Origin of the sequence: Rahnella sp. Larv3_ips, assembly GCF_003697865.1 — a bacterium.
GTDB lineage: Bacteria > Pseudomonadota > Gammaproteobacteria > Enterobacterales > Enterobacteriaceae > Rahnella > Rahnella rivi.
This window is the reverse complement of sequence record NZ_MJIB01000014.1, coordinates 599,157-614,042: the sequence shown is the minus strand read 5'-3', so window position 1 is coordinate 614,042 and position 14,886 is coordinate 599,157. Positions and strand designations below refer to the sequence as shown.

Annotated in this window: 18 protein-coding genes; 15 read left to right on the top strand and 3 right to left on the bottom strand. The window is 46.6% G+C overall.

The features are described 5' to 3' along the window. The 11 genes from ED901_RS25655 to ED901_RS19350 all read left to right on the top strand — a co-directional run. A partial coding sequence (locus ED901_RS25655) for a VOC family protein (RefSeq protein WP_371414333.1) occupies positions 1-84 on the top strand: 84 nt, incomplete at its 5' end. A gap of 451 nt (positions 85-535) precedes the next feature. Next, entirely contained in the window at positions 536-1,081 is a 546-nt protein-coding gene (locus tag ED901_RS19395) for a cysteine hydrolase family protein (protein ID WP_122096932.1), read from the top strand. 340 nt (positions 1,082-1,421) lie between these two features. Beyond that, the gene (locus ED901_RS19390; RefSeq protein WP_122096931.1) at positions 1,422-1,979 is read left to right on the top strand and encodes a hypothetical protein; all 558 of its coding nucleotides are present in this window, start codon (positions 1,422-1,424) and stop codon (positions 1,977-1,979) included. 268 nt (positions 1,980-2,247) lie between these two features. Next, entirely contained in the window at positions 2,248-2,943 is a 696-nt protein-coding gene (locus ED901_RS19385) for a DJ-1/PfpI family protein (protein WP_122096930.1), read from the top strand. Positions 2,944-3,607: 664 nt separating this feature from the next. Then, entirely contained in the window at positions 3,608-4,123 is a 516-nt protein-coding gene (locus ED901_RS19380) for a hypothetical protein (RefSeq protein WP_122096929.1), read from the top strand. After that, a complete protein-coding gene (locus tag ED901_RS19375; RefSeq protein WP_122096928.1) occupies positions 4,096-6,033 on the top strand; it encodes an S-type pyocin domain-containing protein in 1,938 nt (645 codons plus the stop codon). The genes ED901_RS19380 and ED901_RS19375 overlap by 28 nt, the downstream gene beginning before the upstream one ends. Then, positions 6,034-6,288 (top strand): bacteriocin immunity protein, encoded by a 255-nt coding sequence (locus ED901_RS19370; protein WP_122096927.1) that lies wholly within the window; start codon positions 6,034-6,036, stop codon positions 6,286-6,288. A gap of 475 nt (positions 6,289-6,763) precedes the next feature. Continuing rightward, the gene (locus tag ED901_RS19365) at positions 6,764-7,798 is read left to right on the top strand and encodes a S66 peptidase family protein (protein WP_122096926.1); all 1,035 of its coding nucleotides are present in this window, start codon (positions 6,764-6,766) and stop codon (positions 7,796-7,798) included. A gap of 166 nt (positions 7,799-7,964) precedes the next feature. Further along, positions 7,965-8,507: a GNAT family N-acetyltransferase gene (locus tag ED901_RS19360; protein WP_122096925.1), complete on the top strand. Its 543-nt coding sequence runs from the start codon at positions 7,965-7,967 to the stop codon at positions 8,505-8,507. A gap of 335 nt (positions 8,508-8,842) precedes the next feature. Then, on the top strand, positions 8,843-9,769 hold the full coding sequence (locus ED901_RS19355; protein WP_122096924.1) for a hypothetical protein: 927 nt from the start codon (positions 8,843-8,845) through the stop codon (positions 9,767-9,769). 213 nt (positions 9,770-9,982) lie between these two features. Further along, the gene (locus ED901_RS19350) at positions 9,983-10,720 is read left to right on the top strand and encodes a metallophosphoesterase (protein WP_122096923.1); all 738 of its coding nucleotides are present in this window, start codon (positions 9,983-9,985) and stop codon (positions 10,718-10,720) included. Between the two features lie 134 nt (positions 10,721-10,854). On the opposite strand, the gene ED901_RS19345 is transcribed toward ED901_RS19350, so the two are convergent. From ED901_RS19345 to ED901_RS19335, 3 genes are all read right to left on the bottom strand, one after another. Then, entirely contained in the window at positions 10,855-11,151 is a 297-nt protein-coding gene (locus ED901_RS19345) for a hypothetical protein (protein ID WP_056779391.1), read from the bottom strand. A gap of 321 nt (positions 11,152-11,472) precedes the next feature. Beyond that, the gene (locus ED901_RS19340; protein WP_235533470.1) at positions 11,473-11,724 is read right to left on the bottom strand and encodes a DUF1737 domain-containing protein; all 252 of its coding nucleotides are present in this window, start codon (positions 11,722-11,724) and stop codon (positions 11,473-11,475) included. A gap of 75 nt (positions 11,725-11,799) precedes the next feature. Then, positions 11,800-12,351, bottom strand: coding sequence for an alpha/beta hydrolase (locus tag ED901_RS19335; protein WP_056779404.1), 552 nt, complete (start codon positions 12,349-12,351; stop codon positions 11,800-11,802). Between the two features lie 124 nt (positions 12,352-12,475). On the opposite strand from ED901_RS19335, the gene ED901_RS19330 reads away from it, so the two are divergent. The 4 genes from ED901_RS19330 to ED901_RS19315 all read left to right on the top strand — a co-directional run bounded on the left by ED901_RS19330 (position 12,476) and on the right by ED901_RS19315 (position 14,758). Beyond that, positions 12,476-12,919: an Lrp/AsnC family transcriptional regulator gene (locus ED901_RS19330; RefSeq protein WP_122096922.1), complete on the top strand. Its 444-nt coding sequence runs from the start codon at positions 12,476-12,478 to the stop codon at positions 12,917-12,919. 138 nt (positions 12,920-13,057) lie between these two features. Further along, on the top strand, positions 13,058-13,219 hold the full coding sequence (locus ED901_RS25250) for a hypothetical protein (protein WP_205965124.1): 162 nt from the start codon (positions 13,058-13,060) through the stop codon (positions 13,217-13,219). Positions 13,220-13,262: 43 nt separating this feature from the next. Beyond that, entirely contained in the window at positions 13,263-13,571 is a 309-nt protein-coding gene (locus ED901_RS25245; RefSeq protein ID WP_205965123.1) for a hypothetical protein, read from the top strand. A gap of 758 nt (positions 13,572-14,329) precedes the next feature. Then, entirely contained in the window at positions 14,330-14,758 is a 429-nt protein-coding gene (locus ED901_RS19315) for an N-acetyltransferase (RefSeq protein ID WP_122096920.1), read from the top strand. Positions 14,759-14,886 lie beyond the last annotated feature (128 nt).

Here is a 14,886-nt window from a genome sequence, read left to right as displayed (position 1 = left end):
TCAGGACCCATGCAGGGAACCAGAGTAATATATTTACAAAGCCCCGATGGTCAGACGCTTGAGTTGATGGAACGCAGTCAATGAAGTCCACATGTTATGACCCGTTACCTTCTTAATAAAACAGTGATGTTTGCAAAGTCCGCTTATGGCACACAGCAGACAAACACCTGACGCTGAAGGTCTGCTGAGAGCGAAGAGTGGAAGCCAAATTGCTTTCCTTTGCGGGTCGGGGGTGCCAACAAAGCTCGGCAACATTCAGGAAACAATTTTGTTGAATCCGGTAAATCTCAGTGCTAAAACAAAAGAGAAGTTTTTCACGATTCGTTGTGTTTCCTGTTCCCGATACCCAACCCATAAGAGAAAGTCAGAAAATGATTAAGTCAGTTCATACAGCGACAACCGTTACCACCACCGGAACTTTCGGCGGCGTGGGCGTATCTGTGACTGGCTCCTGACAAAACAGACTCTGACTCCCCGCCAAACCGGACGGGGAAGAAAATTTCTCCGTTCATGACTTACTGAATGGAGATACATCATGATTTCATCAGAAAATGCGCTTTTAGTTATCGACATGCAGCAGGGACTTTTCCGTGGCCCCGCCTCACCGTATTTTGCAGACAGGGTTCTGTCTAACATCTGCTTGCTGATTGAAAAAGCGAGGCAGGCTAAGGTGCCCGTATTTTTTGCCCGCCACACCGGACCTGATGATTCTCACTTCTCTGAGCAAAGTCCGTTGACACAACTGATACCCGAAATGAATGTGTACGCTGAGCACGATGTCGTGTTTATCAAAAAGCACCCCAACTGTTTCCGGGGTACGAACCTGCAGCATCAGCTCAGCCAGCGAGGCATTAAGGAACTGGTTATCGCCGGGATGAAAACTGAATTCTGTGTGGACACTACCTGCCGCGCTGCACCGGAACTGGGATTCAGGACCGTGCTGATTTCAGATGCGCACACGACAATGGATAACAATTACCTGTCCGCAAATGAAATCATCAGCCACCATAACGTCACACTAGCTGGCCCGTTTGTGTCGCTCGCGACAGCAGCTGACTGGGCCTTTGACTCTGAGAAATGAGTTGGACTGAGAGCCGCCCTCAGGGCGGCTAAGGTGTTTAAAGTCCGCTCCTGGCACGGAGCAGACAGCACAGGGAGTATGATGTTGGCTGCGAGCTAAGAACGGACGAATCGTAATTGACTGAACCACAATCTGGTTGGGCGTCTCACTTTGCTCAAAATAATTGCTCATGAAAGTAGTTTTTTTGCCGATATAACATACATGTTTTTTTAGTGTGGAAAGTGAGCATTCGCTCAGCTATCCATTTGCAACTTCGTTGGCTATCGCCAGATAAATCTAAGCCGTAAATTCAACTGGCCAATGTAACGCGAGCAAAACAATCTAGATAAGGAGTGATTAAGTGGCAGATGTACAAATTAAGTGGGACTGGCTTCAGTGGAACTGCAGTCAGACCTGGAAAAAAGATGTCTTTCCAGTATTACAAAGCAGAGGCGTTAGTCAGGAGGATCTTAAACGGTGCGTTTATGTCATCAAGCTTGATGGTCTGTTCGCAATTGAGTATCCACGCGGTATTTCTCCCACTGTCTACATCGGCGAAGGAAACTTTGAACAACGTATTACTCAGCATAAGAACTGGCTGATGGATCTCGCGGACCTGCAAGGCGAAAATGAGTTCCTCATTGGCTATTGTTTCCCTCGGGCGAGAAACGCCTCAAAAGTTTACTCAGAATTCGAAGCGATGCTAATTCATGAGTTTCGAGACATTTACGGCGCGGCTCCATTGCGCAACAAGCAAATGGAATTTCAGAAGTCTAATCACGAGTTTCATCCAATTAGCGAAATTCGTAGCGCTATCATGATTGGCAAAGGGGTGCGTTTTCATTGGGCGGTTAAACCGATGAAAAGTTCATCCATGTATGATGTTTACCGGCTCACTAAGGAACCGACTACCGCTTAATGAGATAATCTGTATAACAATATTTTTTAGTTACGACCGCTTCTGACACCAAGCGAATTAGCCAGTTGATTCGAAGGTCCGCTGTGAGCGCGGAGCGGTCGTTTCACCATTAGTCATCTTGGTTCGGACTGGTAATAAAATTCTTAATGCTACTGAAATACAGCTGGATTAAGCATGGTCTTCATTAGGCGCACATCTATTCGTTCAACAAGAGGTTGCCTTTGTCGAAGGAAAAGACATTATGTCCTTTTAAGTTAAAAGGGTTTTTATGATTGATTCTGCATGCACATCAATCGGGCTGATCCTGTTTCCAGCTCTCACTCAGCTTGATCTTACCGGCCCTTATGAAGTTTTCGTAAGAGCGCCAAACACAAAGGTTCATCTCATCTGGAAAAACCTGGACCTCGTGGTTTCTGATCGAGGTATGGCTATACAGCCAACAACCACATTCAACGCATGTCCCGAACTGGATGTAATTTGTGTCCCGGGTGGTCCAGGGCAGATAAACCTGATGGAGGACGAAGAAGTCCTTTCGTTTATCCGGACTCAAAGCAAACAAGCAAAACTCGTGACTTCGGTATGCACTGGATCGCTTGTTTTGGGCGCAGCAGGACTTCTGAAGGGATACAAAGCAACTACGCACTGGGCTTCTCTGGATCAGCTCGCTTTGTTAGGTGCAGAGCCAGTGAGTGAGCGAGTAGTGCATGACCGCAATCGTATAACTGGCGCAGGTGTGACGTCTGGTATAGATTTTGCTCTCAACGTCGTGTCAGAAATGTTCGGAAGTGATATCGCTCAGAATATTCAGCTGCATATGGAATACGACCCTGCCCCTCCCTTTAACTGTGGCTCACCCCGCACAGCATCTGAAGAACAGCTAAAAAAAGCACAGGAACAGGCTGCACCTTTTATTGAAAAGAGGCGGCAGGCTACTTTAAAAGCAGCAGCCAGACTCGAGAAATAAGGGTATGGCGGAATTTCTCTCTTCAATTACCAACGTCCGCTCCTGTCACGAAGCAACCAAAGGCAAATTTCAAGGGCTGCTTTGAGCGAATAGCGGACATTCTGCCGCATTACTAAACTTGCCAGCAGTGAATCGACAGATTACTGATCAACAGTATTTTTCAATAATTGCGTAGAACTAAAAGGGAGTAATTATAGAAAGTCCACGCGGTGATTTATTTTTAGGAACCGACTCGTCCTCACTGCTTTATGTTAATAGTTGGATTTGGTCCCAGAATTTATCTGGTGATATTTTGGTAGCAAGGTTCATTTAGAACAGGGTCTTTGTTGTGTCAGAGCTCTTAGAACTGTCGAAGCGGTAAACAACGTTGGCATTATGTTAAATACAAAACCCCAGAACCAGATACATCCAATTGATTTTAAAAAATAAAAAATAAATATCTTTTGTTTTTACTATTATTCCCCTCATCCTTAGGCACGTTGACGGCCGCCGCACTTCAGGCATAGCATGCAAATACTGTATGTAAAAGCATGTTTATATATACAGATAAAATGGTACAGCAGAGCACGTAATATAGCGAACCTGTTCTTAGTAGGTGAGTCATAAACTGCATACCACACCCCCATAAGTATAAAAACGACAAAGATAGAAAGAGGAAAAAACTATGCCTGGGTTTAGTTATAACGGTGACGGTATGGCTTCAACGGGAAGCCATTTTAGTGGGCCTGCAGTGACTTATGGTCCTGATGGTTCTGTGCATGTAAATCTATCTATTGCTGATAAGGGAAATACGAATACAGGGACTGGCAATGGAGGGGGGAATGATGCCGGCAGCGCATCGGGTTCCTCCGCCTCGGTAAACCGCAACTGGGCAGGAGCGGGCCCCGTTAATACGTCGTTGATTAACGGCGCGATTTCAGAAAGCCTCAATAACTTACTTGTGGCGGTAACGTCAACAGCTTCCTATCGAATTGTACGCGCGGCTTTTGATGCTTTGACTATTGCTCAGCAACCTGTTGCACGCGATCAAATCGTTCAGGCCTGGCAGCGCGCCCATGACCTGATGCCTGATAAAGTGACAACCCGTTATGAAACCGGGGGAAGCAATGGCCAAACGGCAACTAGAACAGTCGATAATGCAGCAAAAAAACTATGGCCCAGGCAGTTACTCAAGTCTTGAGCGACCTTCAAAGTGCCCTATCCCAGCATCAGAAAGCGGGCGTCGCGGCCTCGGAAGCGACAGCATCGGCGGCTGCGTCAGCTGAAAAACAAAGACAGGCTGCGATTGCCGCTGCAGGCATTGCGGGTCTGAATCAGTCGGTTTCTCAGTCGCAGGCGAACCTAAATACTGCGACGGCAGAACGGGCGCGTTTGGAGCAGGCGGCGAATGCCGCTGCGCAAAACGCGGTAAATCTTCGACAGGCAGCACAATCAGCAGAGTCTGCTGCGCAGCAGGCTGAATTACGAGCTAACCAGCTGAATACTCAGGCCGCTAAGCTAACCAAAAGGAACGGTGACTATGGTCACTGGGAACAACGTGATGCTGGTGGAAAAAATAGCCGTACTGTCAGTATTTTTATCACTGAACTCACAGGCAATACGCTGAATACGGCGCGGGTGAATGCCACCAACTCCCGTAATTCCGCCAATCAGCAGGCGGCTCAGGCAAGTGCAGCAGAGCAGGCCACTGCGGCAGCGGCTGTGGCAGCACGTGATGCAGAAACCCGCCGCCTTGCCGCGCAGGCCGCATTGATAGCGTCACAGCAGGCGGCGTCACGCGCGGCGGAAGCTGAACGGCAACGTCAGGCTGCAGAAGCCGCGGCCGCGGCGGCGGCAACCGCAGCCCGCGCTGCAGAAGCTGAACGTCAACGCCTGGCAGCAGAAGCTGCCGCCACTCAGCTCGCGCAGGCCATGCTGGCACGTCAAATTGCAGCGGACACGCTGAAATTAATGAGTGTTCAGTCTGTACGTGGCATCGCCGCCAGTGCCTCCATGGCCGGCACTCCGATCAGTTGGTCAGTCGCATCCTCCGGCGGAATTGTGCTGGGTGACGATGTTGCCGGCGCAGTCTGGTCACGGATAAGTGCCGCTCTGGCTGAATTGCGCAGTATTGCCACAGCAAGTCTTGTGGGGCCGGTGGCCGTCACGATTATGGGGCTGCTGTATTCAAGTAAAGTGGGTGAGAACAGCGACATAGTTCCAGGGCGAGATATCAGTACACTGATCTCCGGTGATATTTTGTCTTTACCCGATTCTGCAACATTGAATCATGCAGCTGACACGAACGCGGGTATTTCCATGCCCGTCCGCGGCCAAATGGTTATGCGTGGGGACAACACTCTAGACGTGCAATTGGTCCGTACCGGTATCGCCGGCAGCGTTCCCGTAGTACGTGCTGTCAAAGACAGTAAAACGGGCTATTGGGGTTACACTCTGCCCGCAATGGCGGGTTTACCGTCCCAGACAATTCTGGTGAGTCCTGCTGATGCACCTGGTGTAAACAGCCCTCTGACGCTTAGGGGTCCGGTTCCTCTGCCTGAGACAATTGTGCATACCGGAAGTCCGGTCTCTGTTCCACAGGGCGTGACGGTCACCACTACACCCGTGGCAGAGGATGTGGATTTTAAAGATGTCATTCTGATTTTTCCTGCGGACTCAGGGCTGAAACCGCTCTATATCATGTTGCGTAGCCCACGGAATATGCCCGGTACAGTCACTGGGAAAGGCCAGCCTGTAGGGGATAAGTGGTTGGGGGTAGCCGGTATGGGTGATGGTGCGCCGATCCCGAGTCAGATCGCCGACAAATTACGGGGACAGACGTTCAGGAACTTTGACGCGTTCCGTCAGGCATTTTGGTCGGAAGTGGGAAAAGATCCGGTTCTGAATAAACAATTCAAAGCGGGTAACTTAGGAAATATACAAGCGGGTAAAGCACCTGCGCCGCGAGATGCGGAACAAGTTGGTGGCCGTGTAAAATATGAGTTGCACCATATAGAACAGATTAAAAATAATGGTTCGGTTTACTATATCGATAATCTACGAGTAACAACCCCAAAACGTCATATTGAAATCCATAAAGAGGGTAAGTAAATGGAGAAGAAAACAATTTCGGACTATACAGAGTCTGAGTTTTTAGAGTTCGTTAAGAAATTTTTTAACGTACAAAGTACCACTGAACAAGAGGATGCGAAAAACATTCTTGAATTCAAACGGTTGACTGAACACCCATCGGGTTCTGATCTTATTTATTATCCCAATGATGACAGGGAAGACAGTCCTGAAGGTGTTGTAAAAGAAGTTAAACAATGGCGAGCGGCTAACGGTAAGCCTGGATTTAAATCGTAATAGCTAAGTCAAACGGCCCTCATATGAGGGCCGTTTGACTTAGCTGATATTTGAAAATAGCTCTATGTTCAGAGTTTTAGCTCAAAGCATAATTTCAATCCATCACCACAATGACCTGCTCACCGTTGATTAGTACATCCTGTCGTTAGTAACGTCCGCTTCTGGCACGAAGCGGACGCGCGCGTCAGGTCCGCTATGAGCGAGAAGCGGACCTGACGCGCATTTGTTCTTTGCTAACCACTTTGCATTGTAATCAACTATCAACATATCCAACAAAAGCTAACATGATGATTTTATCCGCCTTCTTTACATACATATAAGATATCTTTATTTTATTTTAAACGATTGTCTTGCAATAAATATCTGTGTTACAGAGTATGGCCTGAACAATTTACGTCAACATTATTAAGATTTTTCTCTTTAGGCTCTCTGATCTTAGAATGATCAAAAAGCCATAATTTAAGGATGAAAATATATGTCTATAAAGCAGACTCTGCTGGCTCCACCTTTAAAAACTGGTGATACGATTGGTTTTTTTTCCCCGTCCTCTCCCGTTACAGTGACGGCACCCAACCGGTTTAATCGCGCAAAATCCTTTCTTGTTAATAAAGGATTTCACCTTAAAGCAGGTAACCTGACAGGCCAGTCAGACTTTTATCGTTCAGGTACCATTAAAGAACGTGCAGATGAGCTCAATGCTCTTATTCGCGACCCTGAAGTACGTTGCATTATGTCCACCATTGGTGGAAGCAACAGCAACTCACTTTTACCATATATTGACTACCACACCCTTATTCAGGATCCCAAAATAATCATTGGTTACTCTGACGCTACTGCTCTACTAGCAGGAATTTATGCCAGAACAGGATTGGTTACATTTTATGGGCCAGCACTCGTTGCTTCTTTTGGTGAATTCTCTCCATTAGTGGACGAGACATATCATTCATTTAGCGAAATACTAATGGAGCCTTTTAACGTCCCCTATTGTTACACTTTGCCAAAAGAATGGACGGATGAGCGACTGAATTGGGACAGCATTGAGAAAGTGAGGGACAAGATACTTTATGAGAACAAGTGCCGTTTTTTGGGAACCGGGAGTGTTGAAGGACGAGTAATAGGGGGTAACCTCAACACACTTTCAGGAATTATGGGCAGCAAATGGATGCCTGAAGTAAAGCACGGCGATATATTATTTCTAGAAGATAGCCTAAAAGATATTGCTACAGTTGAGCGCTCATTTTCAATGCTAAAAATAAACGGTATATTTGACAAGGTCAGTGCTATTATTTTAGGAAAACATGAGCTTTTTGATAATGCAGGAAGTGAGCGGCAGCCTTTTGATATTCTGCAGGAAGTATTGGGCGGCAGGTCTTTACCCATAGTGGACGGCTTTGATTGCTGCCATACACATCCTATGTTAACTCTGCCGCTTGGCGTATTATTGAGCATAAACTTTGACAATCGCAGCGTCGTAATAAAAGAGGAATACTTAAGCAGATATGTCTCCTGATGGTTAGCACACATTCAAAGAACGATGTCCGCTTCCCCCACGCAGCACAATTACGTCCGTGAATGGCCCGCTATGAGCGAGCAGCGGACGTAGCATTATGTCACACTTGGGAATCATCCGTTTTTTCATATAATAAATTTAATATCGTGAATCACATAGGGGTATTATGAGGCTATTTTCAACAGAAAGAACGGATATATACCTGCTTAATGAAGATTTAGCGGAAAAATTACAGCAGTTTTTGGTTACAAATAGAACTAATTTTGCACCTTTTGAACCATGGCGTGATGATCAATATTTCACTTTGAACAATATTTCTGAAAGAATTAAACAATCAGTAAATGAATTTAACGAAAGAAAAAATTTGCTGATGGTTTTCACTATGAAAGAAGAAAGTGAAATAGTCGGTAGCATCAATTTCACAAACTTAGTCTATGGTGTTTTTCAAGCATGTCATTTGGGATTTTCAATCGATCATGCTCATCAGGGGAAAGGGCTCATGCATGAGACTCTCAAGATAGCGATCGATTATCTACATGAAAAATATGAACTACATCGTGTAATGGCAAACCATCTTCCTGACAACCACCGCAGCAGCAAAACGCTTCAAAGCCTAGGGTTTATGAAAGAGGGATATGCAAAATCTTATCTCAAAATAAATGGGGTTTGGCAGGATCATGTACTCAACTCCCTCATTCTTTCAGAATAATAAGATTTTTGCAGAATAGATTTGACCTGCTCCCTTTTTATTAAGACACAGAAATGTTGGCAACTTCCGCTTCTGGCACGAAGCAGACATGCTCATGTGAATCGTCCGCTATAAGCGAAAAGCGGACGTTTGCGCTTATGCGCGCAAAACCGGGAATGTGTACGTAAGGTGCTGCGTCATTAGAGAAAGTTGGGTGGCTGGTCTCGTCTGCAGGCAGAGAGGAGCTGATCCCGGTAGACGTTTTTCAGTTTGTCTGGCCGAAAGATAATTAATACTATAATTTTGAAAAAGTTAAACTAAGTATGATGCATAAGATGTGAAGCTAAAGGACAGATATGACAGCATATTCAAACTCTGATGCGGCAAAGGATTTACGCTCGGCCTTAGACAAGGCACCCGCTGGCGCAATGAACGGAGAATGGTTCTTTATCACCGAACAGGCTGGAGTCTCCTCACAAACCGGAGGCTACATGTATGCAGACGGGAGTCACGTTGCAGGGGGTAACCACTCCTTTCAGAAGGTCCGGGAGGTTGTCGAGAAACTTGAAGCATCACGGATACAGCCCTTTAATAAGGTTATCGTTCACTGGACAAGGTCTAAAATACCGTTAATACGGGGGCGCGTTACTGTTGACACACTATTCGATGAGACCATTGTGCCGCGCGGTCCTCAAGACCCGATTTATGAGGCAGCTTTTGTAGCAAGGCGAGCCTTTTGGGAAAGGTATGGCAGCGTCTCAGATGGCTTTATGGCTGAACGAGATGACGCAAACGTACACAACCAGACAAAATGGTTCGGGCCCCATCGTCGAGTGCTCAACACTAAGAGCAATACCAAATTAACGCTGGCCACTGATGGCCTTTCGACGCCCTGGGCTGGCATTGCAGATCCGGAAAATGGCGTAGGATGCGAACTTTTCATGGAATTTGACGCTTCGAATATCATCAGCCACCAAATTGATGACTGGGCTCATCTCTTGATTAACCTGGGTGATCTCGTTGCCGATGGGTATCAGGTTGCTGCCGATGTTGAAAAATATGGCGCAATCCTGTTTTGCACTCTTACAGACGAATATAACCCAATGACCCGAATCATCCTCAGCCGTGATGGCCGTAGGATTGATAATTTGCCTTTCGGTTCCGTTCCGCTGATCCGCGTAACGCCGATAGCAGAGTCAGAGATTGAACACCTTGATCAATCTGATGAATGGGCATCAAGCGCAGCTAAACATGTTCTCGCGGAACGGCAGATAGAAACATAGACAATTAACACGAAGTTATTCACGCCCTTTACGGGGCAGAGTGAGTTCCCCACCGCCTTTGTTGCCAGCCTGATTCACCGTAACTTTTGAATTACTGATCCTAATTAATCTGTCCATTGGTTCCGTAGTAATGAAAAAACATGATGTTAGAAACCGGATTCATGGCCATGAATCACGATCTTGTTCACCACACAATAATCGTATGAGGTCTATATGCTGATAGCGCAGGTTTCAGACATTCACGCCTCAACCGAAAATGATCACCTGTTTCGGTTCGACCAGGTACTAAATTGGCTCACGCATCTGCAACCGGACGTACTGGTACTTACAGGTGATCTAACGGATGGGCATTGGCAGGAAGGTTATCAACAGATAGCTGACCGCCTGAATCAGCAAAATTACCCTTCGTTGATCCTGCCGGGTAACTCAGACGACCGCAGTCTGATGCGTTCTGTTTGGGATGAAAACATATGGGCGCACGATGCCCAAGGAGAGGCCCTGCACTTAATTCATAACACCGGTGGCATTCGCCTGATTGGTCTGGATTCCACGATTGATTACAAGGATTACGGCAGTGTGACTGACCATCTGGAATGGTTGGATAATCAACTTAGCGACACAGGCGGCCCTCCGTCATTGCTGTTTATGCACCATCACGTATTTGCATCTGGTATACCGACGCTTGATGAAACGATGTGCAGAGGTCTAACAGAAATGGAAGATTTGATTAGACGCGCCCCTGCCAGACTACTCGCCATTTCTACAGGCCATGTCCACAGACCAATAGCGGGTATGTTTGCGGGCGTACCTGCTTACATTTCTGGCTCCGTCTGCCCGGCTAATCCTGTCTGGTTTGGAGCAGTAAACGTTCCTCCTGCAAATGATCCGCCAGCATTGATGATTCACCGCTACGTCAGTAACTCTTTTACCAGCCATCACGTTTGCGTTTAGCTGGCACTGCTTTCAGGGAAGAGAGCAGAGTAATAAGGCCAAATCATTACTTCATCATCCCTGACAGCCCAGATAGAGTAGATGTGCGTTAGAACCTGGGGAAATAGTCACCCTGATCGAGCATTGAGTATGATTTAGTAGTTCGAGTAATATATGATTTTGTATGTACTTCCCAATTCTTTCTGAAGACGTTCAGCTAATTTATAACCATCCTCAATAAATAATTTTTCCGCTTCCAAGCTGCTAAAATCAGATAATGCCGGATCATCTATATTGAGTATGGCATCATATCGCCTGGCCCAATCCGCAAGACTATTTTGTAAATCTGAAGATATTGGTAATTCTTCTGGAGATATATCCCCAAAATTATCTGGCTCTCCTCCCCATAATGGATGGCAATGATAATCAGCCATTAACTTTATTTCTTTCATTTTTCTACACCTCGCAAATTGGCTCTGACTATGTATCCATTATTTCCTATAGTAACAACCATATTATATTCCTTTAGCTGCCCCATATGAATAGGACATCAGCGATGCTAACAACGTCTGAGCCAGGCACGGAGCCGACCTGCGTACTGGGCAACGTCTGCTGAGAGCGAAAAGCGGACGTTCACAACTGTTCTCACAACTTGTTAAGCCATTACTCACATTACGACATATTAATAAACGGGGGTTAAGGTCAGGAGCGATACTGAGGCACCCTGCCAGCCGACACTATTGCTATGAAGCTCAAGGTATTGAAATCGGATTCTACTGTGCCTCTGACCATATGATGGCTTGTGCGACAATAACATCCTGACCATTAAACGTCGCGGCTGGGGAACCATAGAGTTGATAACCCAGCGACAGCGCTTCTGAAACACGATGGCAAAATTTAGCGTCATCCTTGCCTGTCAGAATGCGATATCGAGGGAGTCCATCAGGCGGTAAATGCAGGCCATCATTTTCTATTTCCGGATTTATCATCATAAGTAAGCCTATCTCCGCGAGTATTTTTGTCATTTTCGCAATTCTTATCCTCTGGAAGCAATTAAACCATACGCTCCAACTAATCAGATCACAGTGGATTTATTTATATCAGGAGACGCTCATGGACATGGCAATAAGCTCTTTTAACCATGTTCGTCCTTGAGGCCAGTCACCGAGTCCGCTGGCTGCGTTGATATGCCCTCGCTCACCGATATTGACCAGACTACTGCCCCAGGCATCTGCACAGCGCTGGCTGTAATGGATATCGGCATAAGGGTCATTGGAACTGGCAATCATCATGCTCGGAAATGCGAAACACTTTTCACTAAGGGGAACACTAAACCCCTTAGCCTCTTCTGGAAACACATTGCGTGTGGGATCGGGTACCGCAACCAGCAAAGCGCCTCTCACAACCGTGCGGCTATATTGTGCCCAGTTCGCTACCTGCAGGCAGCCAAGGCTATGGGCGACCAAAATGACGTCTGGCCCGGTCTTTCTGACGGCAGTTTCTAAATTTTCGACCCACTCTTCGCAGACCGGGTGATCCCAGTCTTGTCCCGAAATGAGGGTCATTGACGCGTCAGTTTGTGTCCATAACGTTTGCCAGTGTCCTGAGCCCGAGTTGCCGATTCCCGGAAGAAGCAATATTGGAGATGTCATGTCTTGATTCCCAAAGAGGTGTTCACATAATGTAGGCGAATGACACATCGTTCCTGAATGGCAAGTCATCGAAATACAGCCCGATTAACCGATGATTCATCGACATTTTGAGCAAAGGATTAGCATGGAGCTTGACAACAAAGACCGGCAAATTTTGGAAGCACTTCAAATGAACGCACGTCAGAGTCTGGCCTCTCTGGGCAAATGCATTGGCCTTTCGCAGCCAGCCATGAGCGAACGGGTCAAAAAACTCGAAAGTGCAGGCGTCATTGAAGGATACGGCGCACGCGTTAATTTGCGAGAGATTGGACTGGGATTACAGGCGATCCTGCGAGTACGCACAACCCACCAATACATCAAACACTATCTGGCGTTATTTAACGATATCCCTGAGGTGATAGAAGCTGACAGGATCACAGGAGAGGACTGCTTCATCGTGCGTTGTGTTTTTTCTCAACCGAATGATCTGGAAGCCATTGTCGATGCCTTGGCGGTTCATGGTTCAGTGACCACATCGTTAGTTCTGTCTAATGCAGTGCGTAAACAGGTGCCTGTACTCCCGAGGTGACCGGCTCACATGTGATCGACATGGCAGAATATAAGCAACGTCCACTTCTGGCATTCAGCAGCCCAAAAGGATTTTATTGGGCTGCTATGAGCGATAAGCTCTTGTGCTAAATGACGCTTTCTAAGGAGCATGCAAAATATGTTCGACCATTCTACCCACCCCGACGTCGCTGAATGGTTTGCAAGGTTCGGTGTTGCCGAGGTGTCATATAGCGGGTGTTCCGTCGACCTGACCAACGAACCGCCTGAGCACTGGTTTTACAAGCGCAACAACTTGCGGCCTGAAAGCCTGAAAGCCTGAAAGCCTGAAACTGGATTTGCGCATCCCATCTAACGGGAACTGGTTGGTCGACCTGTCGCGTCATGACAAGATGTTCAACATTCAGTGGCGCCCAAATGATGACTTGCGCATCGAGTCGGAGCAACTGCGCTACCGAAAATTGATCAAATGGCCCCGACTATACAACCTCATGGATTTTCCCCTGCTGGCTGGGCAACTTGAGCAATGCCTGGATGTGCGCTTCCTGCGGCATGCCAATTTCGGAGCGCGCTTGCTCGAACCCGAGGCGCTGTCGTGCAATTCCAAAATCCGTCAATGGTTAGCACCCTGCGCCGACACTTTTGGATGGAACAGAAAAATGCAGCCGGAGTAGCGAGTACGGCGAAGCACCCTCTTCTATTTTGACTAATTCCAGGAAACTTCGAATGAAGATGCCCTATTTTCCTGGACGGTTAAGAGTCAGATTTGGAGTGACCAGATTCTTAATACTGGTGATGTCCGCTTCAGGCACGAAGCAGACATGCGGGCGTAAAGGGCCCGCTTTGAGCGAGGAGCGGACCTTACGCATCCCTGCTAACATTGGCTCTGAGCAGTGGGAATTGAACTTTGCGATTCATTGTGAATTCCCGACCTCCTTTGCAGCCAGCCTGATTCACCGTAACCTTTAGATTACTGACCCTAATTAATCTGTCCATTGGTTCCGTAGTAATGAAAAAACATGATGTTAGAAACCGGATTCATGGCCATAAATCACGGTCTTGTTCCCCTCAAAGTAATCGTATGAGGTCTTTATGCTGATAGCGCAGGTTTCAGACATTCACGCCTCAACCGAAAATGATCACCTGTTCCGGTTCGACCAATTAGCATTCAGAAAACGCATAGACCTTATAGAAAACGACCTGCTCCCCAGTGATTAACACATAATGTTCCGAGAGAGCAATACCCTCCTTTGGCACTGAGTTGCCTATAGGACTTCGACTGTTAGAGCCAATAGCAGACGTTACTGCCTTGGGCTACAACCAATTTTAAAGCCAAGCTGAAAAGGCTGGCAGATGGCAAATCCGAGCTGTCCGCGCTAATCTCACTGGCGACATAAGCATTGGGTCTATCACTTTTGAAAGGGTATAGGGAATGGCGGAAGAAATCAGTCTTGAGGTATGTGAAGATTCAGATGCAGCGAAATTGCTGCCAATTGAAGAAGGGCTAAATGAATTTAACGATCTTATGACAGGTATAAACGATCGTAAACCCCTTTCTGTCTTAGTAAAATCAACCAGCACGGGTAAGGTCCTTGGCGGAATGCAAGGGCGGTCTTCACTGGGACTCCTGTTTATTGATCTTTTTTATCTTCCACCAGAGTTGCGAAAAATGGGGATAGGTTCAGACATCCTCCATCGCTTTGAAGATGAAGGGCGAAAAAGAGGCTGCTCTGCTGCGTTTCTTTATACAATTAGCTTTCAGGCTCCTGATTTTTATAAAAAGTATGGCTGGGAAGAGTTTGGGCGTATTGACAGTAAACCGGAGGGAATAAGCCGTATTTTTATGAAAAAATCATTATAGGACATATTGAATTTTGGCTAATATACGAACGGTGAGTTCAAAGAAAAATGAATCCCAACAGGTCATCTAGAATCTTAAGTATTATTTGCTACAAAATAGACGTCCTTTTTCGCTTCTAGCAACCTCAG

Excerpts from the sequence above, each read along its gene's own strand:
- ED901_RS19395 (WP_122096932.1), top strand. The coding sequence starts at position 536 with ATGATTTCATCAGAAAATGCGCTTTTAGTTATCGACATGCAGCAGGGA.
- ED901_RS19385 (WP_122096930.1), top strand. The coding sequence starts at position 2,248 with ATGATTGATTCTGCATGCACATCAATCGGGCTGATCCTGTTTCCAGCT.
- ED901_RS19380 (WP_122096929.1), top strand. The coding sequence starts at position 3,608 with ATGCCTGGGTTTAGTTATAACGGTGACGGTATGGCTTCAACGGGAAGC.
- ED901_RS19375 (WP_122096928.1), top strand. The coding sequence starts at position 4,096 with ATGGCCCAGGCAGTTACTCAAGTCTTGAGCGACCTTCAAAGTGCCCTA.
- ED901_RS19370 (WP_122096927.1), top strand. The coding sequence starts at position 6,034 with ATGGAGAAGAAAACAATTTCGGACTATACAGAGTCTGAGTTTTTAGAG.
- ED901_RS19365 (WP_122096926.1), top strand. The coding sequence starts at position 6,764 with ATGTCTATAAAGCAGACTCTGCTGGCTCCACCTTTAAAAACTGGTGAT.
- ED901_RS19360 (WP_122096925.1), top strand. The coding sequence starts at position 7,965 with ATGAGGCTATTTTCAACAGAAAGAACGGATATATACCTGCTTAATGAA.
- ED901_RS19355 (WP_122096924.1), top strand. The coding sequence starts at position 8,843 with ATGACAGCATATTCAAACTCTGATGCGGCAAAGGATTTACGCTCGGCC.
- ED901_RS19350 (WP_122096923.1), top strand. The coding sequence starts at position 9,983 with ATGCTGATAGCGCAGGTTTCAGACATTCACGCCTCAACCGAAAATGAT.
- ED901_RS19345 (WP_056779391.1), bottom strand. The coding sequence starts at position 11,151 with ATGAAAGAAATAAAGTTAATGGCTGATTATCATTGCCATCCATTATGG.
- ED901_RS19340 (WP_235533470.1), bottom strand. The coding sequence starts at position 11,724 with ATGACAAAAATACTCGCGGAGATAGGCTTACTTATGATGATAAATCCG.
- ED901_RS19335 (WP_056779404.1), bottom strand. The coding sequence starts at position 12,351 with ATGACATCTCCAATATTGCTTCTTCCGGGAATCGGCAACTCGGGCTCA.
- ED901_RS19330 (WP_122096922.1), top strand. The coding sequence starts at position 12,476 with ATGGAGCTTGACAACAAAGACCGGCAAATTTTGGAAGCACTTCAAATG.
- ED901_RS25250 (WP_205965124.1), top strand. The coding sequence starts at position 13,058 with ATGTTCGACCATTCTACCCACCCCGACGTCGCTGAATGGTTTGCAAGG.
- ED901_RS19315 (WP_122096920.1), top strand. The coding sequence starts at position 14,330 with ATGGCGGAAGAAATCAGTCTTGAGGTATGTGAAGATTCAGATGCAGCG.